This window comes from Pseudomonas sp. P8_241, assembly GCF_034008315.1.
Classification (GTDB): Bacteria; Pseudomonadota; Gammaproteobacteria; order Pseudomonadales; family Pseudomonadaceae; genus Aquipseudomonas.
On the sequence record NZ_CP125377.1, the window covers coordinates 565,724 to 586,809 of the forward strand.

Annotated in this window: 17 protein-coding genes; 11 read left to right on the forward strand and 6 right to left on the reverse strand. The window is 59.6% G+C overall.

Translation table 11 applies throughout. From position 1 onward, the window contains the following. Positions 1 to 95: 95 nt before the first annotated feature. From hslU to QMK58_RS02575, 5 genes are all read right to left on the reverse strand, one after another. Positions 96 to 1,433 carry an HslU--HslV peptidase ATPase subunit gene (gene hslU / locus QMK58_RS02555; protein WP_053153350.1) on the reverse strand — a complete coding sequence of 446 codons (1,338 nt, stop codon included), beginning with the start codon at positions 1,431 to 1,433 and terminating at the stop codon, positions 96 to 98. Between the two features lie 54 nt (positions 1,434 to 1,487). Further along, the gene (gene hslV, locus QMK58_RS02560; RefSeq protein WP_053153354.1) at positions 1,488 to 2,018 is read right to left on the reverse strand and encodes an ATP-dependent protease subunit HslV; all 531 of its coding nucleotides are present in this window, start codon (positions 2,016 to 2,018) and stop codon (positions 1,488 to 1,490) included. A gap of 288 nt (positions 2,019 to 2,306) precedes the next feature. After that, the gene (locus QMK58_RS02565; protein ID WP_053153357.1) at positions 2,307 to 3,014 is read right to left on the reverse strand and encodes an SPOR domain-containing protein; all 708 of its coding nucleotides are present in this window, start codon (positions 3,012 to 3,014) and stop codon (positions 2,307 to 2,309) included. 1 nt (position 3,015) lies between these two features. Continuing rightward, positions 3,016 to 4,752, reverse strand: a complete 1,737-nt coding sequence (gene argS / locus QMK58_RS02570; protein WP_053153360.1) for an arginine--tRNA ligase — start codon at positions 4,750 to 4,752, stop codon at positions 3,016 to 3,018. 210 nt (positions 4,753 to 4,962) lie between these two features. Beyond that, positions 4,963 to 7,182 (reverse strand): primosomal protein N', encoded by a 2,220-nt coding sequence (locus tag QMK58_RS02575; protein WP_320395830.1) that lies wholly within the window; start codon positions 7,180 to 7,182, stop codon positions 4,963 to 4,965. Between the two features lie 291 nt (positions 7,183 to 7,473). On the opposite strand from QMK58_RS02575, the gene rpmE reads away from it, so the two are divergent. From rpmE to QMK58_RS02590, 3 genes are all read left to right on the forward strand, one after another. Then, complete coding sequence (gene rpmE / locus QMK58_RS02580) at positions 7,474 to 7,704, forward strand: 50S ribosomal protein L31 (protein ID WP_053153366.1); 231 nt, start codon at positions 7,474 to 7,476, stop codon at positions 7,702 to 7,704. Between the two features lie 14 nt (positions 7,705 to 7,718). Next, positions 7,719 to 8,519: a thermonuclease family protein gene (locus tag QMK58_RS02585; RefSeq protein WP_053153369.1), complete on the forward strand. Its 801-nt coding sequence runs from the start codon at positions 7,719 to 7,721 to the stop codon at positions 8,517 to 8,519. Between the two features lie 183 nt (positions 8,520 to 8,702). Continuing rightward, positions 8,703 to 9,971 carry a malic enzyme-like NAD(P)-binding protein gene (locus QMK58_RS02590; protein WP_053153375.1) on the forward strand — a complete coding sequence of 423 codons (1,269 nt, stop codon included), beginning with the start codon at positions 8,703 to 8,705 and terminating at the stop codon, positions 9,969 to 9,971. 196 nt (positions 9,972 to 10,167) lie between these two features. Here the strand turns inward: QMK58_RS02590 and QMK58_RS02595 are convergent, their stop codons facing one another. Next, complete coding sequence (locus QMK58_RS02595) at positions 10,168 to 12,606, reverse strand: penicillin-binding protein 1A (protein WP_413817420.1); 2,439 nt, start codon at positions 12,604 to 12,606, stop codon at positions 10,168 to 10,170. Between the two features lie 215 nt (positions 12,607 to 12,821). Here QMK58_RS02595 and QMK58_RS02600 point away from each other — a divergent pair, with 215 nt between their 5' ends. The 8 genes from QMK58_RS02600 (at position 12,822) to QMK58_RS02635 (ending at position 21,034) form a co-directional block, all read left to right on the forward strand. Then, positions 12,822 to 13,886 (forward strand): pilus assembly protein PilM, encoded by a 1,065-nt coding sequence (locus QMK58_RS02600; RefSeq protein WP_053153387.1) that lies wholly within the window; start codon positions 12,822 to 12,824, stop codon positions 13,884 to 13,886. Further along, positions 13,886 to 14,452 (forward strand): PilN domain-containing protein, encoded by a 567-nt coding sequence (locus QMK58_RS02605; RefSeq protein ID WP_053153391.1) that lies wholly within the window; start codon positions 13,886 to 13,888, stop codon positions 14,450 to 14,452. The genes QMK58_RS02600 and QMK58_RS02605 overlap by 1 nt, the downstream gene beginning before the upstream one ends. Then, a complete protein-coding gene (locus QMK58_RS02610; RefSeq protein WP_053153393.1) occupies positions 14,449 to 15,072 on the forward strand; it encodes a type 4a pilus biogenesis protein PilO in 624 nt (207 codons plus the stop codon). The genes QMK58_RS02605 and QMK58_RS02610 overlap by 4 nt, the downstream gene beginning before the upstream one ends. Beyond that, positions 15,069 to 15,593, forward strand: coding sequence for a pilus assembly protein PilP (locus QMK58_RS02615; RefSeq protein WP_053153396.1), 525 nt, complete (start codon positions 15,069 to 15,071; stop codon positions 15,591 to 15,593). Before QMK58_RS02610 ends, QMK58_RS02615 begins: the two co-directional genes overlap by 4 nt. 13 nt (positions 15,594 to 15,606) lie before the next feature. Next, positions 15,607 to 17,655 carry a type IV pilus secretin PilQ gene (pilQ, locus tag QMK58_RS02620; protein WP_320396514.1) on the forward strand — a complete coding sequence of 683 codons (2,049 nt, stop codon included), beginning with the start codon at positions 15,607 to 15,609 and terminating at the stop codon, positions 17,653 to 17,655. Positions 17,656 to 17,659: 4 nt separating this feature from the next. Further along, positions 17,660 to 18,178 carry a shikimate kinase AroK gene (gene aroK, locus QMK58_RS02625; RefSeq protein WP_053153402.1) on the forward strand — a complete coding sequence of 173 codons (519 nt, stop codon included), beginning with the start codon at positions 17,660 to 17,662 and terminating at the stop codon, positions 18,176 to 18,178. 152 nt (positions 18,179 to 18,330) lie between these two features. Continuing rightward, positions 18,331 to 19,431: a 3-dehydroquinate synthase gene (gene aroB, locus QMK58_RS02630; protein ID WP_320395832.1), complete on the forward strand. Its 1,101-nt coding sequence runs from the start codon at positions 18,331 to 18,333 to the stop codon at positions 19,429 to 19,431. A gap of 10 nt (positions 19,432 to 19,441) precedes the next feature. Next, positions 19,442 to 21,034, forward strand: coding sequence for an AAA family ATPase (locus QMK58_RS02635; RefSeq protein WP_320395833.1), 1,593 nt, complete (start codon positions 19,442 to 19,444; stop codon positions 21,032 to 21,034). The last annotated feature ends 52 nt before the right edge of the window (positions 21,035 to 21,086 follow it).

Below are 21,086 nucleotides of genomic sequence, written 5' to 3' on the forward strand. Positions count from 1 at the left end.
CGTGATCTGACCCTTGTAGGAGCCGGCTTGCTGGCGATGGCGATCTTGGGTGCGTCATCGCCGGCAAGCCGGGCTCCTACAAGGAATCACATTACCTACAGGATATAACGGGACAGGTCTTCGTTCTGTGCCAATTCGCCCAGGTGACTGTTGACGTAGTCGGCGTCGATCTGGATCACCTTGTCATCATGTGCGCTGGCCAGGTCGCCGGCACTGAACGACACCTCTTCGAGCAGGCGTTCGAGCAATGTGTGCAAACGGCGGGCACCGATGTTTTCGGTTTTCTCGTTGACCTGCCAGGCGATCTCGGCGATGCGCTTGATCCCGCTCGGCAGGAACTCGATGCCCAGGCCTTCGGTTTTCAACAGCGCGCAATATTGCTCGGTAAGCGACGCATGCGGTTCGCTGAGAATGCGCTCGAAGTCTTCCGGGCTCAGGGCCTTGAGTTCCACGCGGATCGGCAGACGGCCTTGCAGCTCGGGCACCAGGTCGCTCGGCTTGCTCAAGTGGAAAGCACCGGAGGCGATGAACAGGATGTGGTCGGTCTTGACCATGCCCAGTTTGGTGTTGACGGTGCAACCTTCGATAAGCGGCAGCAAGTCGCGCTGTACGCCTTCGCGGGACACATCGACTCCACCGGAGTTGCCGCGCTTGGCGACCTTGTCGATTTCGTCGATGAACACGATGCCGTGCTGCTCGACTGCTTCCAGCGCCTTGGCCTTCAACTCTTCATCGTTGACCAGGCGACCGGCTTCTTCGTCACGCACCAGTTTCAGCGCTTCCTTGACCTTGAGCTTGCGGGCTTTCTTCTTGCCCTTGCCCATGTTGGCGAACAGGCTTTGCAGCTGGTTGGTCATTTCTTCCATGCCCGGTGGCGCGGAGATATCGACGCCGGCCATCTCGGCGACTTCGATTTCGATCTCCTTGTCATCCAGCTGACCTTCGCGCAGGCGCTTGCGGAACAGCTGGCGGGTGTTGGAGTCGGCAGTCGGGGCGTCGTCGTTGCTGAAACCCATACGCGCCGGAGGCAGCAGGGCGTCGAGGATACGCTCCTCAGCGGCGTCTTCGGCGCGGTGGCGAACCTTGACCATTTCCTGTTCGCGCAGCAGTTTGATGGCGGCATCGGCGAGGTCGCGAATGATCGATTCGACGTCGCGACCTACATAGCCGACCTCGGTGAATTTGGTGGCTTCGACTTTGATGAACGGCGCATTGGCCAGTTTCGCCAGGCGACGGGCGATCTCGGTTTTACCAACACCGGTCGGGCCGATCATCAGGATGTTCTTGGGTGTTACTTCAACACGCAGCTCTTCAGGCAGCTGCATCCGGCGCCAACGGTTACGCAGAGCAATGGCGACGGCGCGCTTGGCATCGTCCTGGCCGATGATGTGGCGATTGAGTTCGTGGACGATTTCACGGGGAGTCATGGACATAATATTTAAAGGACCTCAAGCAAGAATGAGCCGTGGCGCTGGGCCGAAACAGACTTACTCGGCGCAGTCCTGCTCCTCAATGGTCTGGGTGTGATTGGTGAATACACAGATGTCGCCGGCGATGCCGAGGGCGGTTTCGACGATTTCGCGGGCCGACAGATCAGTTTTCTTCAGCAGTGCGCTGGCAGCTGCTTGAGCGTAAGCGCCGCCGGAACCCATGGCGATCAAGCCGTCTTCAGGCTCCACCACATCGCCGTTACCGGTGATGATCAGCGAGGCGTCTTTGTTGGCGACGGCGAGCATGGCTTCGAGGCGGCTCAGGGTGCGGTCGGTGCGCCATTCTTTGGCGAGTTCGACGGCGGCACGGACCAGATGGCCCTGATGCTTTTCAAGCTGGCCTTCGAAACGTTCGAAGAGGGTAAAGGCGTCGGCGGTAGCGCCGGCAAACCCGGCAATGACCTGACCGTGGTACAGGCGGCGAACTTTTTTCGCATTGCCTTTCATCACGGTATTACCAAGGGAAACCTGGCCGTCGCCGCCCATGACGACTTTGCCGTGGCGGCGAACTGAAACGATGGTGGTCAAGGGAAGAGTCTCCACGCAGCGGGGCGAAAATGCCTTATGCCCATTCATATGGGGGTGGTGGGGCGTTTTTCAACTGCGAGGCGGGAGAAGGGACGAGCGGTGTTTCGTGCACAAGGTTGTGTTGTGTGGTCTGACGCCATCGCCAGCAAGCCGGCTCCTACAGGTTGTGTGACTTTCACGGATACGGTGAACCGTGGACTTCACGGCGTTCGCGATACCGCGAACGATACATAACCTGTGGGAGCCAGCCTGCTGGCGATGAACGATGACGCGGTGTTCCTTAAGGGCTCAGCGGTTCTGGCGTTGTTGTAACAACAAGTTGCTGAAGCCGGCACCAGCCAGTTGTTTCTGGGCGGTGGTCAGTTGTTCGCGATTGCTGAACGGCCCGACCAAAACCCGATACCAGGTTTCATCCTTCACAGTGCCGGACTCGACCGCCACAGCCTGGCCTAACAGAATGATCTGCGCGCGCACCTTGTCCGCATCAGCCTCTTTGCGGAACGAGCCTGCCTGCAGGAAGAACTTCGTCACCGGCGCAGCCTTGACCGGCGGTGCAGGTGGCGGCGTGATCCCTGCCAGGGCAGCCTGAGCGCGTGCGGTGTCGATCTTCGCCGCTTCAGCCGGGGTGACCGGCGTTGTTGGAATGGCCGGCACTTGCGGCGTCGGCAGGGTCTTCTCCGGCACGGCATCTGGCGGCACGATGACCTCCGATTCTGGCAGCAAGGTGTAGAAATCGTACTTCGGCTTCACCGGTTGCGTCGGGCTCGGCGGGGTCTTGTTGGCCTCGGCGATCTTGGTGGCTTTCTGTTGCTGCTCCACCTTCTCGCGTTTGACCGTGTCGCTGCCTTTGCCCGGCTCCAGTTTCATCAGGAACACGATGAACGCGCCGACCGTCAGGCCGATCGCCATCCACAACCAACCCGGAATCGGTTGCTTTGCAGGAGCTTGGTAACGGCTGGCGCCACGCTTGGGTGCAGGTTTTTTCTTGGCGGCCAACTTACATACGCTCCAGAGTTTCCAGGCCCAAGAGTTCCAGGCCTTGCTTGAGGGTGCGTCCGGTCAGTGCGGCGAGGCGCAGACGGCTTTGCATTTGTTCCGGGGTTTCGGCGGCGAGGATCGGGCAGTTCTCGTAGAAGCTGGAGAACAGGCCGGCGACGTCGTACAGGTAAGTGCAAAGGATGTGCGGCGTGCCTTTTTCGGACACGTTGTTCAGGATTTCACCGAACTGTGCGAGTTTCGCCGCCAGCTCATGCTCGTGCGCCGCTTCGAGCACGATCTGGCCTTCGACTTCGCTGAAGTCCTTGCCGAGTTTGCGGAATACTCCGGCCACGCGGGTGTAGGCGTACAGCAGATACGGCGCGGTGTTGCCTTCGAAATTGAGCATCAGATCGAAGTTGAAGCTGTAGTCGCTGGTGCGGTGCTTGGACAGGTCGGCGTATTTCACTGCGCCAATGCCCACGACCTTGGCGATGTTGCGCAGCTCGGCTTCGGCCAGCTCGGGGTTCTTGTCTTTCACCAGGGTGTAGGCGCGTTCCTGGGCTTCGGTCAGCAGGTCGATCAGCTTCACGGTGCCGCCATCACGGGTCTTGAATGGACGGCCATCGGCGCCGTTCATGGTGCCGAAGCCCATGTGTTCCATTTCCATCGGATGGGTCACGAAGCCGGCCTTGCGCGCCACGGCGAACACTTGCTGGAAGTGCAGGGCCTGGCGCTGGTCGACGAAGTACAGCGCGCGATCAGCCTTGAGTTTGCCGCTGCGGTAGCGCACGGCCGCCAGGTCGGTGGTGGCGTAGAGGTAGCCGCCGTCAGCCTTGACGATGATCACCGGCAGCGGGTCGCCGTCGGCGTTCTTGAATTCGTCCAGGAATACGCATTGGGCGCCGTTGCTCTCGACCAGCATGCCCGCCGCTTTCAGATCGTTGACCACGTTGATCAGGTCGTCGTTGTAGGCGCTTTCGCCCATCACGTCGGCCATGGTCAGTTTGACGTTGAGCAGTTCGTAGATCTTCTGGCAGTGGGACAGCGAGATGTCCTTGAACTTGGTCCACAGCGCCAGGCAGTCGGCATCGCCGGCTTGCAGCTTGACGACCAGGCCGCGGGCGCGGTCGGCGAATTCTTCGGATTCGTCGAAGCGTTGCTTGGCTGCACGGTAGAAGTTTTCCAGGTCCGACAGCTCGTCGCTGGTGATCGGGTTTTCCTGCAGGTAAGCCATCAGCATACCGAACTGGGTGCCCCAGTCGCCGACGTGGTTCTGACGGATGACTTCGTCACCGAGGAATTCCAACACGCGGGCCACGCCGTCGCCAATGATGGTCGAGCGCAGGTGGCCGACGTGCATCTCTTTGGCCAGGTTCGGTGCCGACAGGTCGACGACGGTACGCTGTACCGGGCCGGCCTTGCGCACGCCGATGTGGGCGTCGGCCAGGGCGGCGTCCAGGCGCGAGGCCAGGGCATCGGTGTTCTGGAAGAAGTTCAGGAAGCCGGGACCTGCGATTTCGGTCTTGGTGATGTTTTCATCAGCCGGCAGTGCGGCGATGATTTTCTCCGCCAGGTCGCGGGGCTTCATGCCTGCAGGCTTGGCCAGCATCATGGCGATGTTGCTGGCGAAGTCGCCGTTCTTCTTGTCGCGGGAGTTTTCCACCTGGATCGCCGGCGACAGGCCTTCAGGCAACACACCTTCGTTGACGAGTTGGGTGATGGCTTGTTGGATCAGCTGGCGAATGGTGTCTTTCATGGTCTTCTCTTTCGACCGCAGGTGCGGCGGCGCATCATGCGCTGGTGGAAAAACTGGGCATTATCCGTTGCCAGGGCGGGCTTGCCAACCTTAGCAGGCAGGATGTGGATGTGTGGTGAAAATTGGGCCGCTATCGCTGGTGTTCACCCAGGCAGGTATCACCACAAAACCCCTGTAGGAGCTGCCGAAGGCTGCGATCTTTTGATCTTTCTAATACAAGTCCACCGGGTCAACATCCAGCGACCAGCGCACCGCCCGTCCGCTCGGCATCTGCTCCAGCACCAACAACCAACTGGTCAGCAAGCGGTGCAGGGGGGCTCGGGCTGTCGCTTGCAACAACAATTGCGCGCGATAACGCCCGGCTCTGCGCTCCATCGGTGCTGGCACCGGCCCCAGCAGCTCGATGCCGGTCAGGTTCTGTTCCGCCAGCAACCGCTCGGCTTCGCTACAGGCTTCATCAAGAAAGCCCTCGGCTTGCCCCGGTTTGTGCGCTTCGGCCCGCAGCAATGCCAGATGCGCAAACGGCGGCAGGCCGGCAGCGCGACGCTCGCTCAAGGCCTGCTCGGCAAAAGCGAAGTAACCCTGCTCGGTCAGCTGGATGAGCAGCGGGTGGTCGGCGAGGTGTGTCTGGATGATCACCTTGCCGGGTTCCTCGGCGCGACCTGCGCGGCCCGCCACCTGGACGATCAACTGCGCCATGCGCTCGCTGGCGCGGAAATCACCGGAAAACAGTCCGCCGTCAGCATCAAGGATCGATACCAGCGTCACTCGTGGAAAGTGGTGCCCTTTGGCAAGCATCTGCGTGCCGATCAGAATGCACGGCTGGCCTTTTTGAATGGTTGCGAACAACTGGTTCATCGCATCTTTGCGTGAGGTGCTGTCACGGTCGACCCGCAGGACCGGGTAGTCCGGGAACAGAATCTGCAGGCGTTCCTCGGCTCGTTCGGTACCGGCCCCCACCGGACGCAAATCGACCTTGTTGCACTTCGGGCATTGGCGTGGCACGCGTTCAACGTAGCCGCAATGATGGCAACGCAGTTCGCCATAGCGCTGGTGCACGGTCATGCGCGCATCGCAGCGCTGGCATTCGGACATCCAGCCGCAGTCGTGACAGAGCAAGGTCGGGGCGAAGCCGCGACGATTGAGAAACACCAGAACCTGCTGGCCGGCAGCAAGTGTCTGGCCGATGGCTTGCTGCATCGGCCCGGAAATTCCGCTGTCCAGCGGACGACTTTTCACATCCAGACGCAAGAAGCGTGGCTGCTTGGCGCCACCGGCACGCTCGTTCAGCCGCAGGAGGCCATAACGACCGGTGTAGGCGTTATGCAGGCTTTCCAGCGACGGCGTCGCGGAGCCGAGGACGATCGGGATGTTTTCCTGGCGTGCCCGTACCAGGGCCAGATCGCGGGCGTGGTAGCGCAAACCTTCCTGTTGTTTATAAGAGCCGTCGTGCTCTTCATCGATGATGATCAGTCCGGGGTTTTTCATCGGGGTGAACAGAGCCGAGCGGGTGCCGATAATAATGTCGGCCTCACCGTCACGTGCCGCGAGCCAGGCGTCGAGGCGTTCACGATCGTTGACCGCCGAATGAATCAACGCGATGCGCGCATTGAAGCGCTGCTCGAAACGCGCCAGGGTTTGCGGGCCGAGGTTGATTTCCGGGATCAGCACCAGCGCTTGTTTGCCGGCCTCCAGGGTTTCGCGGATCAGCTGTAAATACACTTCGGTCTTGCCGCTGCCCGTGACGCCGGCCAGCAAAAATGCGTGATAACTGTCGAACCCGGCGCGAATCGCCTCATAAGCGGCGCACTGTTCCGGGTTGAGCGGCAACTCGGGTTGCGCCAGCCAGTGCTCATGGCGTGCGCCGGGAGCGTGCCGACGGATCTCGACTTGCACCAGGTCCTTGGCCAGCAATAGGTCCAGGCTGTCTTTGCTCAGCATCAGTTTGCTCAGCAATTGATGGGCGACGCCGTGGGGGTGCTGGGCAAGCGTCGCCAGGGCTTCTCGCTGGCGCGGGGCGCGGGCGATGCGCGGGTCGTCGAGACTGGCGCCGGGGGCGGCAGACCAGAATCGTTCCTGGCGCGCTTCGGCCAGTTCGCCTTGGCGCAGCAGCACCGGCAAGGCCCAGCTCAGCGTATCCCCAAGGCTGTGCTGGTAATACTGGGAGGTCCACAGGCACAGCTTGAACAGCGCGGGCGGTAGCGGCGGCGTGGCGTCGAGCAGCGCCAGCGCCGGCTTGAGCTTTTCGGCCGGGACTTCGCTGGTATCGGTGACTTCGACCAGAATCCCGATCATTTCCCGTCGCCCGAACGGCACCCGCAAGCGCATACCGGGGTGCAACTGCGTGCGCAGCACGCCAGCCGGCGCGCGGTAGTCGAACAGGCGGCGCAGAGGCGAGGGCAGGGCGAGGCGCAAAATGGCGTCGGGCACGCGGGGGGATCTCGATTAGCGAAAGATAAAAGCGGGGTTGCCTGTCCCCCTGTAGGAGCAAGCTTGCTCGCGATAGCGTCGTGTCAGGCAACACATATGCTGACTGACAGGCCCTCATCGCGAGCAAGCTTGCTCCTGCAGGGGATCGCGTATTGGTCCGGGAGCCTAGCAGACGGTCGGTCTCAGGGACAGCTTGCGTGATTGGCATTGTCTGGTAGAATCCGCGGCCTAATTACGTGCGGTATTCAACAATAGTGTTGGGTGGCGGCACGCTAGCCCGAGGAAGACACCATGAAAGCTGATATCCATCCAGAATACCCAGCAGTTGCTGTTACCTGCAGCTGCGGCAACAAGTTCGAAACCCGTTCGACCTTCGGCAAAGCCCTGGCGATCGACGTTTGCAACGAATGCCACCCGTTCTACACCGGTAAGCAGAAGACTCTGGACACTGGCGGCCGCGTTCAGCGCTTCGCAGACCGTTTCGGTGCTTTCGGCAAGAAAGCTCCAGCTGCTGCAGAGTAAGGTTAAGGAGCCCGATGGGCTTTTCCTTGCTGTTGAAAAAGGCGTCCCTTGCGGGCGCCTTTTTTATGTCTGCGATTTGGCTTTCAACTGCTCAAGCCTTCTGTCCGGCTCCCCATGGGCTGACATCCGCCACGGTAGAGCGCGTGGTGGACGGCGACACCCTTCGCCTGAGGGATGGTCGCAGTGTGCGCATGATCGGCCTGAATACGCCGGAGTTGGGCAAGAAGGGCCGTTCCGACGAACCCTTCGCAGTGACGGCGCGCAAGCGTCTCGAAGCGTTGGTGGCGGCAAGCGACGGGCAAGTCGGTTTGCTGTCCGGTAAAGAAAGCAAAGATCACTACGGCCGCACTCTGGCCCATGTCTACGGCGCCGACGGCGCTAATTTTGAAGCGCAAATGCTTGCCGAGGGCCTGGGTTTTCAGGTGGCCGTCGCACCGAATGTCGATTTGGTTGCTTGTCAGCAAATTGCAGAGCGCCGCGCTCGTGAGGCCGGGCTCGGCGTGTGGCGCCAGTCACCTGTGCTGAAAGCAGAACAGATCAATGCGTCCGGGTTTGCCGTGCTCAGTGGTCGTGTAAGCAAGGTTCAGCGCAATCGCGGCGGGGTTTGGATCGAGTTGCAGGATTCGGTTGTATTGCGTGTTGCACCCAATCAATTGGCGCGATTCGATATCGCTTCGCTGGAGCGCTTGAAAGGCAAGCAGGTCGAGGCGCGCGGCTGGGTACTCGATCGTTTGCGTCGCGGCGGACTTCAGGCTGGCCAGGCGCGCTGGATGTTGCCATTGACTGATCCGGCGATGTTGCAAGCGTTGCAGTGATAAAAAATTGTAGACATTTTTTCTGCTGATTGTGAACAGTCTATCCCTTGTGTTCCGCGGCTCTTGGCCCAAAGTCGTAGGGCAGGGCGCTTGACAGGGGTGACCAGCCAGTCTTGTGGGGACTTTGCGAGGCGCGTATCCTCGCTGACCAGTCTGTCCAACAGTAAAAAGCGGAATGCCAAAATGTCTGATCTGAAAACTGCCGCTCTCGAATATCATGCCAATCCTCGTCCAGGGAAGCTGAGTGTCGAGCTCACCAAGGCCACTGCTACCGCCCGCGACCTGTCGCTGGCGTACAGCCCGGGCGTAGCCGAACCAGTGCGTGAGATCGCTCGCGATCCTGAACTGGCCTACAAGTACACCGGCAAAGGCAACCTGGTTGCAGTCATTTCCGATGGCACCGCGATTCTCGGCCTGGGTAACCTCGGCCCATTGGCTTCCAAGCCAGTGATGGAAGGTAAGGGCGTGCTGTTCAAGCGCTTTGCCGGCATCGACGTTTTCGACATCGAAGTTGACTCCGAAAGCCCGCAAGCCTTCATCGACACCGTCAAGCGCATCTCCATCACCTTCGGTGGCATCAACCTGGAAGACATCAAGGCACCTGAGTGCTTTGAGATCGAACGCGCTCTGATCGAGCAGTGCGACATTCCAGTGTTCCACGATGACCAGCACGGCACCGCTATCGTGACCGCGGCTGGCATGATCAACGCCCTGGAAATCGCTGGCAAAACCCTGGCCGACGCCAAGATCGTCTGCCTGGGCGCCGGTGCTGCCGCCATCTCCTGCATGAAATTGCTGGTGAGCATGGGCGCCAACATCGAAAACATCTACATGGTCGACCGTACTGGCGTGATCCACTCCGGCCGTGACGACCTGAACCAGTACAAGGCTGTGTTCGCTCACGCGACCGACAAGCGCACCCTGGCTGACGCCCTGCAAGGCGCTGACGTGTTCGTGGGCCTGTCCGGTCCGAACCTGCTGAGCGCTGAAGGCCTGCTGTCGATGGCGCCTAACCCGATCGTGTTCGCGTGCTCAAACCCTGATCCGGAAATCTCCCCGGAACTGGCGCACGCCACCCGTAACGACGTGATCATGGCCACCGGTCGTTCCGACTACCCGAACCAGGTCAACAACGTACTGGGCTTCCCGTTCATCTTCCGTGGTGCCCTGGACGTTCGCGCCAAGCGCATCAACGAAGAAATGAAAGTGGCTGCAGCCAATGCCCTGCGTGAACTGGCCAAGCTGCCAGTGCCTCAGGAAGTGTGTGACGCCTATGGCGGCATCAAGCTGGAATTCGGTCGTGAGTACATCATTCCGAAACCAATGGATGCTCGTTTGATTACCCTGATCTCCGATGCCGTGGCCAAAGCCGCCATCGAGACCGGTGTGGCAACCCTGCCGTATCCGAAGAACTACCCGCTCAAAAGCGTGGATGACGTGTTCAACGGCTAAGTCGTTGTAGCGCTTCAACCAAAAGCCCCGGCTCGTGAGACTCGGGGCTTTTTTGTGCCTATTCAAAAGATCGCAGCCTGCGCCAGCTCCTGCATGGAGCGGCTTACGCCCCTTAGAAGCTGGCGAAGGCTGCGATCTTTCAGGTAAAAAAAGCCCCGCGCTTCTCTCGAAGGCGGGGCTTTTTGGCAGGTCGGAATCAGAACAAATCGATCGGCGCCGCTTCATCTGCCGGTAGCGGGCTGCCCGGCGCTGTGCCGTTGCTCAGTTCGTTTGCGGATGGCGGCGTGTCCTCGGCCTTGAACAGCTCGAAGTAGGCGCCTGGCGTACCCGGGCTGGCTGCGCGCCCGCTGATCGGATCGACCCGCAGACTGAGAAGGCCTTCCGGCTCCGCTTGCGTGTGTGGCGGCTTGTCCTTGAGGGCGGCTCCCATATAGTTCATCCAGATCGGCAGCGCGACTGTGCCACCGAACTCCTTGCGGCCCAGACTTTCAGGCTGGTCGAAGCCGGTCCAGACCGTGGTCACGTAGTCGGCGTTGTAGCCGGAGAACCAGGCGTCCTTGGATTCGTTGGTCGTACCCGTTTTACCAGCGATGTCGGAGCGACCCAGTGCCAGGGCGCGACGCCCGGTGCCGAGCTTGATGACGTCCTGGAGCATGCTGTTGAGGATGTAGGTCGTGCGCCCATCGACAATGCGTTCGGCCACCGCCGGTGCTTGTGGTGCGGGTGTCGCGCCAGGGACTTCGCCCGGGGTCGCATTGACTGTGAAGGCTTCAGCGGAAGGTGCGGCAATGCCGTCGCTGGCGACGCCACCCTGAGGCACGCTCGCCGGGTTGGCGACGAACAGGGTGTCGCCGTTGCGGCTTTCGATCTTGTCGATGATGTATGGAGTGATTTTGTAACCGCCGTTGGCGAAGGTGCTCCAGCCAGTGGCGATTTCCATCGGCGTCAGGGTCGCAGTGCCCAGGGCCAGGGACAGGTTGGGCGGCAGATCCTGCTTGTTGAAGCCGAAGCGGGTGATGTAGTCGATGGTCTTGCCGACGCCCATTGCTTGCAGCAAGCGGATCGACACCAGATTGCGCGACTTGTAGAGCGCTTCACGCAGACGGATCGGGCCAAGGAACGTGTTGGTGTCGTTTTTCGGGCGCCAGACCTTGTCCATGTACTCGTCGACGAACACGATCGGTGCGTCGTTGACCAGGCTGGAGGCGGTGTAGCCACTATCCAGTGCTGCGCTGTAGACAAACGGCTTGAAGCTCGATCCGGGCTGGCGCTTGGCCTGAAGGGCGCGGTTGTAGTTGCTCTGCTCGAAGGCGAAGCCACCGACCAGCGAGCGGATTGCACCGTTCTGCGGGTCAAGGGAAACCAGTGCACCCTGGGCTTGAGGAATCTGGCTGAACTTCAGTGAGTTGTCCGGTTGGCGCTGTACACGAATCAGGTCGCCGACCTGTGCCACGTCCGAAGGCTGCTTCGGATTTGGCCCCATGCTGTTGGTGTTCAGGAACGGACGAGCCCATTTCATGGTGTCCCAGCTGACATGCTCCTGGCCGGTGCGGGTCAGGACTTGCAAACCGTTCTTGTCGACCTGGGTAACGATGGCTGGCTCGAGGCTGCTGATGGTGCGCTGCTTGGTCAACTCCGTTACCCATGCCTCGCGGGTCTTGCCCGGCAAACGCGATTCCGGACCGCGATAGCCATGGCGCTGGTCGTAGGTCATCAAGCCTTCGTGGAGGGCAGTATTGGCCAGTTCCTGAAGATTGCTTGGCACTGTGGTGGTGACACGAAATCCTTCAGTGTATGCATCGCTGCCGTAGCGACCGACCATTTCGGCACGGGCCATTTCAGCGATGTATGGCGCGTTAACCTCTGGTGTCGGCACGTGATAACTGGCGTTGAGTGGCTCGTTGACCGCAGTGGTGTAGTCGGCCTCGGTAATTTTGCCGAGCTTGTACATGCGTCCCAGGATCCAGTCGCGACGCTCCTTGCTGCGTGCGGGGTTGGCCAGCGGGTTGAAGCGTGACGGTGCCTTGGGCAAGCCGGCGATCATCGCCATCTGTGCCAGGCTGACGTCGCGGATCGACTTGCCGTAATAGACCTGCGCCGCTGCCTCGATGCCATAAGCGCGGTTACCCAGATAGATCTTGTTGACGTACAGCTCAAGGATCTCGTCCTTGGTGAGCTGTCGTTCGATCTGCAGTGCCAGAAGGATTTCAGTGGTTTTGCGCGAAAAGCTGCGTTCGCTGGTCAGGAAGAAGTTCTTCGCGACCTGCATGGTGATGGTGCTGCCGCCGGACTGAATGTGCCCGCTTTTGACCAGTTGCGTGGCGGCACGCATCAGGCTGCTCGGATCGACGCCGTAGTGGTTGGCGAAGTTATCGTCTTCAGCACTTAGTAACGCATTAATGAAATTGGGGGGAATGTCGGCGAAACGGATCGGAGTACGGCGCATTTCGCCAAACTCTGCAATCAACTTGTTGTCGCTGCTGTAAACCCGCAAGGGAATCTGCAACTGGATGCTTCGCAGGGCCTCAACGGACGGTAATCCGGGGCTAAGGTAGAGGTACGCCCCGCTCAGACCCAGAAGGAGTCCGCAGAAAACCGCGACGATGGACCAACCGAAAAACTTCAGCAGACGAATCAAGGCTTTGGGATATCCAGGGCAAAAAATGAATTAGGCATCAGGGTCAGGCAAAAGGAAACGACCCGCGCTTGAGCAAATGCGGAAAAAAACGCTGGGCATTATAAGCATTTTTCTGCTGGGTAGCGTCATTTGCGCTGCTGTCAAGACGGGCGGGTTGAACGCAATGGACATTGCACAGTCCGTAACTCACGGATAGTCATAGGGAATTTGTAGTGCCAGGACTCTTCAACAAAAAAGCCAAAACGCTGCTAGGGATCGACATCGGCTCCACCTCGGTGAAGCTGCTGGAATTGAGCCGCCTGGGCGAGCGCTACAAGGTCGAATCTTACGCGATCGAGCCGCTGCCGGTCGGTGCCGTGACCGAAAAGAACATCACCGAACTCGAGGAGGTCGGGCTTGCACTCGCTCGTGCACGGGTCAAATCCAAAAGCGGTTTGAAGAATGTCGCCGTGGCGGTGGCCGGTTCAGCGGTGCTCACCAAAACCATCGAAATGGACGCCGGTCTTTCGGATGATGAAATGGAAAGCCAACTGAAGATCGAAGCCGACCAATACGTTCCCTACCCTTTGGAGGAAGCCGCCATCGACTTCCAGGTTCAGGGCGCTGCAGCCCGCAATCCCGCGCGTGTGAATGTGCTGCTCGCCGCCTGCCGCAAGGAGAATGTCGAAGTGCGCGAAGCGGCCCTGTCCCTGGCAGGTCTGAGAGCGCGAGTGGTCGATGTCGAGGCGTATGCCCTGGAGCGTTCCTATGACCTGCTCGTCAGCGGGTTGTCGGCGTCCCCGGAGCGCATGACGGTAGCGGTGATAGATATCGGTGCCACCATGACGACCCTGAGCGTGCTGCACAACGGGAGGATCATCTACACCCGTGAGCAACTGTTCGGCGGTCGCCAATTGACGGAGCAAATCCAGCGCCGCTACGGCCTGACCATGGAGCAGGCAGGTCAGGCGAAAAAGCACGGCGGGCTGCCGGATGGCTACGTCAATGAAGTGCTGCAGCCCTTCCGTGAGTCATTGGCGCAGCAGGTTTTCCGTTCCTTGCAATTGTTCTTCAGCTCCGGTCGGTACAGCTCGGTCGATCACATATTGCTGGCGGGTGGCACCGCATCGATCCCCGGGCTGGAGGGGTTGATCGAACAACAGTTGAAGACGCCGACCCAGGTTGCCGATCCTTTCTCCGACATGATTCTGGGCAGCAAGGTCAATGGCGTTGCCCTGGCGAATGATGCGCCAGCGTTGATGATTGCTTGTGGCCTGGCCCTCAGGAGCTTTGACTGATGGCGCGAATCAATCTTTTGCCCTGGCGCGAAGAGCAGCGTGAACTGCGTCGCAAACACTTTTTTGTGGTTCTGGCGGCTGTGCTGGTCGGGGCGATGGGTGCGGTAATGATTGCGAATCAGGTGATTGGTGGTGCCATTGATCGACAAGTCGCCCGCAACGATTACCTCGGCAAGCAGATAGCAGTGGTGGATGGGCGAATCAAGCAGATCAGCGATCTCAAGGAGCGTCGCCAGCAACTGCTGGACCGCATGAGAATCATCCAGGATCTGCAGAGTAACCGTCCAATCAGTGGACGAATATTCGACCAATTGGCCCGTACCTTGCCAGATGGTGTTTTTTTCACCGAAGTCAAAATGACGGACAAAGTCCTGTCCGTGACAGGCGCGGCGGAGTCCAACAATCGGGTTTCAGACCTGATGCGCAATCTGGAGGCTTCGGACTGGTTCGATAAGCCGAGTCTTACCGAGGTCAAGGCAAGCGCTGTCGATCAGGTGAATCAGGCCAACATTTTCCAGCTGACAGTGCGTCAGGTTCGCCCCCCGGTGCCGGAGATGGATGAATGAGCCCCTCCGAATGGTACGACGGCTTGCGCAAGATCGACATTCACGACCTGGACACCCGCAATATTGGCTCCTGGCCATCTGCCGTCAAAGCTGCAGTGGCTTGCCTGTTGATGGTTGCGGTGCTTGCTCTGGGCTACAGCGTTTCCATCAGCGAGCGGGAAGGCCAGCTCGATCTCAAGCGTAAGGAAGAGTCGGCGCTCAAGGAGCAGTTTGCGACCAAGATGCGAATGGCCGCGAATCTGGAGGCCTACACGCAGCAGATGGATGAAATGGAGAACGCCTTCAGCGTGTTGTTGCAACAGTTGCCCAGCGACACCGAAGTGCCGGGTTTGCTTGAAGACATCACCCGCACGGGGCTTGGCAGTGGCCTGGTGTTTGAGGAGATCAAGCTGTTGCCAGAAGTCTCTCGGCCGTTCTACATCGAATTGCCTATCCAGATCACCGTCACGGGCGGCTATCACGACCTCGCGACGTTCGTCAGTGGCGTCGCAGGGTTGCCTCGAATCGTCACGTTGCACGATTTCGATCTCGCGCCGGTCAATTCCGAGCTCGGGGCAAAATTGCGCATGAGTATCCTGGCCAAGACTTATCGCTACAACGACAAAGGGCTGGCGCAATGAGCCGGCGAAACCTGACGGTTGTCCTGTTGATGGGTGTGCTCGGCGGCTGTGGTGCCGGCGATGACGTGGGTGACCTGGATGCGTACATGAGCCGGATGCGCTTGCGTGCGCCGGACAAGATTGAACCAACGCCGGCATTCCGGTCTTACCCGACATTCACTTACAGCGCAGCGAACCTGCGCAGTCCGTTTTCGAAGCAGATCCGAATCGATCGGGAGGGTCACAAGCCTGGTTCTCGCAATGTCGGCCCGGACCCCGATCGGGTCAGGCAATACCTCGAAGGTTTCAACATCGAGCAATTCGAAATGGTCGGCACCCTCTCCAATGCGACTGGCTCATTTGCTTTGCTGCGCGGGGCGGGAGGTGTGCACCGACTGAGCGTCGGCGATTACCTGGGGCGCAACGACGGACGAATAGTCTCCATCAGCAGCTCGCAAGTCGAAGTGGTCGAAATCGTCCCGGATGGGGACGGCGCTTGGCTGGAGCGACCCCGGACCATCTCATTGAAAGAGCACTCATAGTGGAACAAAAATGATGAACAGGATTTTCTCCACCATCGGTCTTTCGCTATGGATAGCGATGTTGTCGCCGATGGTACAAGCGGCCAATCTCAAAGCGCTGGATGTCGAAACGTTACCGGGGGATCGTGTTGAGTTGAAGTTGTCATTCGACAAGCCTCCCCCTGAACCTCATGGCTACACCACACAAGCACCCGCCCGAATTGCGCTGGACATGCCTGGCGTTGTCAGTCTGCTCGCGACCAAGACTCAGGATCTGGGGCGCGGCAATGCTCGCAGCGCCACGGTAGTCCAAGTCAAAGATCGTACGCGGTTGATCATCAACCTGAACCAGCTGTCTGCGTACGAGTCGCGCATTGAAGGCAATGATCTGTTTGTCGTGGTCGGACAAGAGGCCAAGAGCCCAGTGGCAAGCCGGGCAGCTTCTGCTGTCTCACGTCCTGCGCGAAATACTGTGCCGGCGGGCAGAGCTATTCGTGGCGTGGATTTTCAGCGCGGAAGTCAGGGTGAAGGCAATGTCGTGATCGATCTGTCGGATCCGACGATGGCTCCCGAGATTCAAGAGCGAGAAGGCAAGATTGTTCTCGGTTTTGCCAGGACCCGACTGCCTGAGTCTCTGCGCGTGCGGCTGGATGTAAAGGATTTCGCTACGCCGGTGCAGTTCGTCAAGGCCAGCGCGACCGGTGATCGGGCCATCGTCAGCATCGAGCCGGGCGGTGCCTTCGAATACTCCACCTATCAAACCGATAACAAGCTCACGGTCAGCGTCCGTCCGATGAGCGTCGACGATTTGCAAAAGCGCGATGCCGTTCGAGCTTACAGCGGGGAGAAGCTTTCGCTTAATTTTCAGGACATCGATGTGCGTTCGGTCCTGCAACTGATCGCCGACTTCACCCACCTCAATCTGGTGGCCAGCGACACGGTACAGGGTGGTATTACTTTGCGCCTGCAGAACGTACCGTGGGATCAGGCGCTGGATCTGGTGCTGAAAACCAAGGGGCTGGACAAGCGCAAGGTCGGTAATGTCTTGCTCGTCGCGCCGGCCGACGAAATTGCTGCCCGCGAACGTCAGGAGCTCGAATCACAAAAGCAGATCGCCGATCTCGCGCCGCTTCGGCGGGAGCTGTTGCAGGTCAATTACGCCAAGGCGGCCGATATTGCCAAGTTGTTCCAGTCGGTGACCAATGCCGAGGCAAAAGCTGACGAGCGGGGCTCGATCACCGTCGATGAGCGGACCAACAACATCATTGCCTACCAGACCCAGGATCGTCTCGACGAGCTGCGCAGAATCGTCGCACAACTGGATATTCCGGTACGCCAGGTGATGATCGAGGCGCGGATCGTCGAAGCCAACGTCGACTATGACAAGAGTCTGGGCGTACGTTGGGGCGGTTCCATCCACAAGGGCAACTGGAACGCCTCGGGCGTTAGCAAAGATGCCGTCGGTGCGCTCGGGGGTACGAGCAGCAGTTCACCGTTCGTCGACCTGGGGGTGGCGGACAAAACGTCGGGAATCGGGTTGGCATTCATCACCGACAACGTCTTGCTGGATCTGGAACTGACGGCGATGGAAAAAACCGGCAATGGGGAAATCGTCTCGCAGCCTAAGGTAGTCACGTCCGATAAGGAAACCGCAAAGATCCTTAAAGGCACCGAGATTCCCTATCAGGAAGCCAGCTCCAGCGGCGCTACCTCGGTCTCATTCAAGGAGGCTTCGCTGTCACTGGAGGTCACGCCGCAGATCACGCCGGACAACCGGATCATCATGGAGGTCAAGGTCACCAAGGACGAGCCGGACTACCTGAACAAGGTCCAGGAGGTTCCGCCAATCAAGAAAAACGAGGTCAACGCCAAGGTCTTGGTCAATGACGGCGAGACCATCGTCATCGGAGGGGTTTTTTCAAATACTCAGGCCAAGGTTGTAGATAAGGTGCCATTTCTTGGCGATGTGCCGTATCTTGGCCGCCTTTTCCGGCGTGACGTGGTTTCGGAGAAAAAATCCGAGCTGTTGGTGTTTCTCACACCGCGTATCATGAATAACCAGGCGATTGCTGTGAGTCGTTGATTCTGTGCGAAATTTGATTCTTGTAGGTCCGATGGGTGCTGGAAAAAGCACCATCGGCCGATTGCTGGCCAAAGAGCTGCGCTTGCCATTCAAAGATTCCGATAAGGAAATTGAATTACGCACGGGCGCCAATATCCCATGGATCTTCGATAAAGAAGGCGAACCGGGCTTTCGTGATCGCGAGGAGGCAATGATTGCCGAATTGTGTGATTACGACGGCGTGGTGCTGGCGACCGGCGGCGGTGCAGTCATGCGCGAAGCCAATCGGCGGGCACTGCACGCCGGTGGGCGAGTGGTTTATCTGCATGCCTCTGTCGAGCAGCAGGTCGGCCGCACGGCCCGTGATCGCAATCGACCGCTTTTGCGTACCGCCGATCCGGCCAAGACGCTTCGGGATCTGCTGGCGATCCGCGATCCGCTTTATCGGGAAATCGCCGATCTGGTGGTGGAAACCGATGAGCGGCCGCCGCGAATGGTCGTGCTCGATATTCTCGAACGATTGCAGCAGCTGCCGCCCCGTTAAAGCGCCGCACGAAATGCGCTATCCTCGGCGTCCTGCCATGACCGTGCAAGGTTGTGGCAGATGGCTATCGAACGGCGTCACATCAGCCGAGGCCGCGGACATTGGTTAATTCAAGGCAAGATGCCTGATAACAATCTTCACTGTGGGGACACATGCAGACACTCAAGGTCGATCTAGGCGAGCGCAGCTACCCGATTCACATTGGCGAAGGTTTGTTGGACCAGCCTGAGCTGCTGGCCCCGCACATTCGCGGACGGCAAGTCGCGATCATCTCCAACGAAACCGTTGCGCCGCTCTATCTTGAACGTCTGACCCGCAGCCTGGCGCAGTTCTCGGTGATTTCCGTTGTGCTCCCGGATGGTGAAGCCTTCAAGACCTGGGAAACCCTGCAGCTTATTTTTGATGGCCTGCTGACTGCGCGCCATGACCGTCGTACCACGGTGATCGCCCTCGGCGGCGGTGTGATCGGCGATATGGCCGGTTTTGCGGCCGCCTGCTACCAGCGCGGCGTCGACTTCATCCAGGTTCCGACCACGCTGCTGTCGCAGGTCGACTCCTCGGTGGGCGGCAAGACCGGGATCAATCATCCGCTGGGCAAGAACATGGTCGGGGCCTTCTATCAGCCGAACGTGGTGCTGATCGATACCGCCAGCCTCAATACCCTGCCCGCCCGCGAACTGTCCGCCGGCCTGGCTGAAGTCATCAAATACGGTTTGATCTGCGATGAGCCGTTCCTGACCTGGCTCGAAGACAACGTCGACCGCCTGCGTAATCTGGATCAGCAAGCCCTGACCTATGCCATCGAGCGCTCCTGCGCGGCCAAGGCTGCGGTGGTCGGCGCCGATGAAAAAGAGACCGGCGTTCGTGCGACATTGAACCTGGGGCACACTTTCGGCCACGCCATTGAAACCCACATGGGCTATGGTGTCTGGCTCCACGGAGAAGCGGTCGCTGCTGGCACCGTAATGGCTCTGGAAATGTCCACGCGCCTTGGCTGGATCAGTGAGCAGGAGCGCGATCGAGGTATCCGTCTGTTCCAGCGCGCCGGGCTCCCGGTTGTCCCGCCTGAAGAGATGGCCGAAGCCGATTTCCTGGAACACATGGCAATTGATAAGAAAGTGATCGACGGTCGTTTGCGCCTGGTGCTGCTGCGCCATATGGGCGAAGCAGTGGTGACCGACGATTATCCGAAAGAGGTTTTACAGGCCACGCTGGGAGCGGACTACCGCGCCCTGGCTCAGCTTAAAGGTTAATAAGAACGCGATGACTAGTCTGCATGCCGACGAGGCTTTCCTCGGCCATTACCAGTTGAATCATGACCCTTTTGCTCCACGGGTTCCTGGCTTCAAATTTTTCCCGGCCCAGCGCAAGCCGGTCCTGGGGCAACTGCATCACCTGGCGCGTTATAGCCAGCTGCTGTTGGTGGTCACTGGCCCTCAGGGTAGTGGCAAGACCCTGCTGCGCCAGGCCCTCGTGGCCAGCACCAATAAGCAATCGGTGCAGAGCGTGGTGGTTTCGGCTCGCGGTGCCGGGGATGCTGCGGGTGTTCTGCGTCAGGTAGCGCAGGCGCTGGACGTCGCTCGCGCCGAAATCGACGCCATTCTGGCTCAAGTGGTTCAGCTGGCGCTCACCGGGCAGGAAGTGTATCTGCTGGTGGATGATGCCGAGCAGCTCGACGAGTCCGCGCTCGAAGCCTTGATGGCACTGGCTGCCGGTGCGCCGGAAGGTCGTCCACATGTGTTCCTGTTTGGTGAGTCGTCGCTGATCGCTCAGCTTGACGCTTTGCATCTAGAGGAAGAGCGCTTCCACGTTATCGAGTTGCAACCCTACACCGAAGAAGAAACCCGCGAATATCTGGACCAGCGGCTCGAGGGGGCGGGTCGGGGTATAGAACTTTTCACCGCAGATCAGATCTCTGATATTCACGAAAGCTCCGACGGTTGGCCTGGCAACATCAACCAGGTTGCCCGCGATGCAATGATCGAAGCCATGATTGCCAGCCGCTCAGCGGTGAAGCGTCCAAAAATGGGGTTCAATATGCCGAAGAAACACGTATTGGCGATTTCCGCCGTTGTCGTGGTCGCGGTAGCCGCCGCCTGGTTGATGCCGGGTCGCAGCAAGACACCGACCACCGGTGCACCGACCAACGAACAGGCGCAATTGCCGCTCGGCCAGGGCGCGCCTCAGCCGAACGGCGGTGCGCCAGCCGTTGAATTCGCTGGTAACACGCAGCCGATGCCTTTGCCGTTGGTCGGTAATTCGCAACCGGTCATGCGTGGCCCATTGGCGGAAGCCGCGGGTGGTATTACCGAAGGTGATGACGGCGTGCCGCTTGAAGGTTCGAGCCAGACGCCACCGACAGTGACTACGACTGCGCCGCCTGCGGGCGTCCCGGCCGGTCCAGCGCCTGCACCTGCGGTCAAACCGACCCCTGCACCGACTCAAGTCGCTACGGCCAAACCTGCAACGATCCCTGCGCCTGCCGCCAAGCCTGCCCCGGCGCCAGCCAAACCGGCCGTTGCCGCAACCAAGCCAGCCGAGAAGCCAGCGCCTGCTGCCAAGGCCGCTGGCGGTACCTGGTATTCCGGTCAGGCGCCGGGCAATTACGTGGTGCAGATCCTCGGCACCAGCTCTGAAGCGAGTGCGCAAAGCTTCGTGAAAGAGCAGGGCGGCGATTACCGTTATTTCAAGAAAGTCCTCAATGGCAAGCCGCTTTACGTCATCACTTATGGCAGCTTCGCCAATCGTGATGCAGCCGTTTCCGCCATCAAGGCCTTGCCAGCGAAGGTTCAGGCTGGTAAACCTTGGCCTCGCACTGTCGCCAGCGTCCAACAGGAACTGGCAACAACTCGCTGAAGATTCGGCGGCCTTACCCAGGCCGCCTCTCCAGGCACCTCAAAATTTCTGC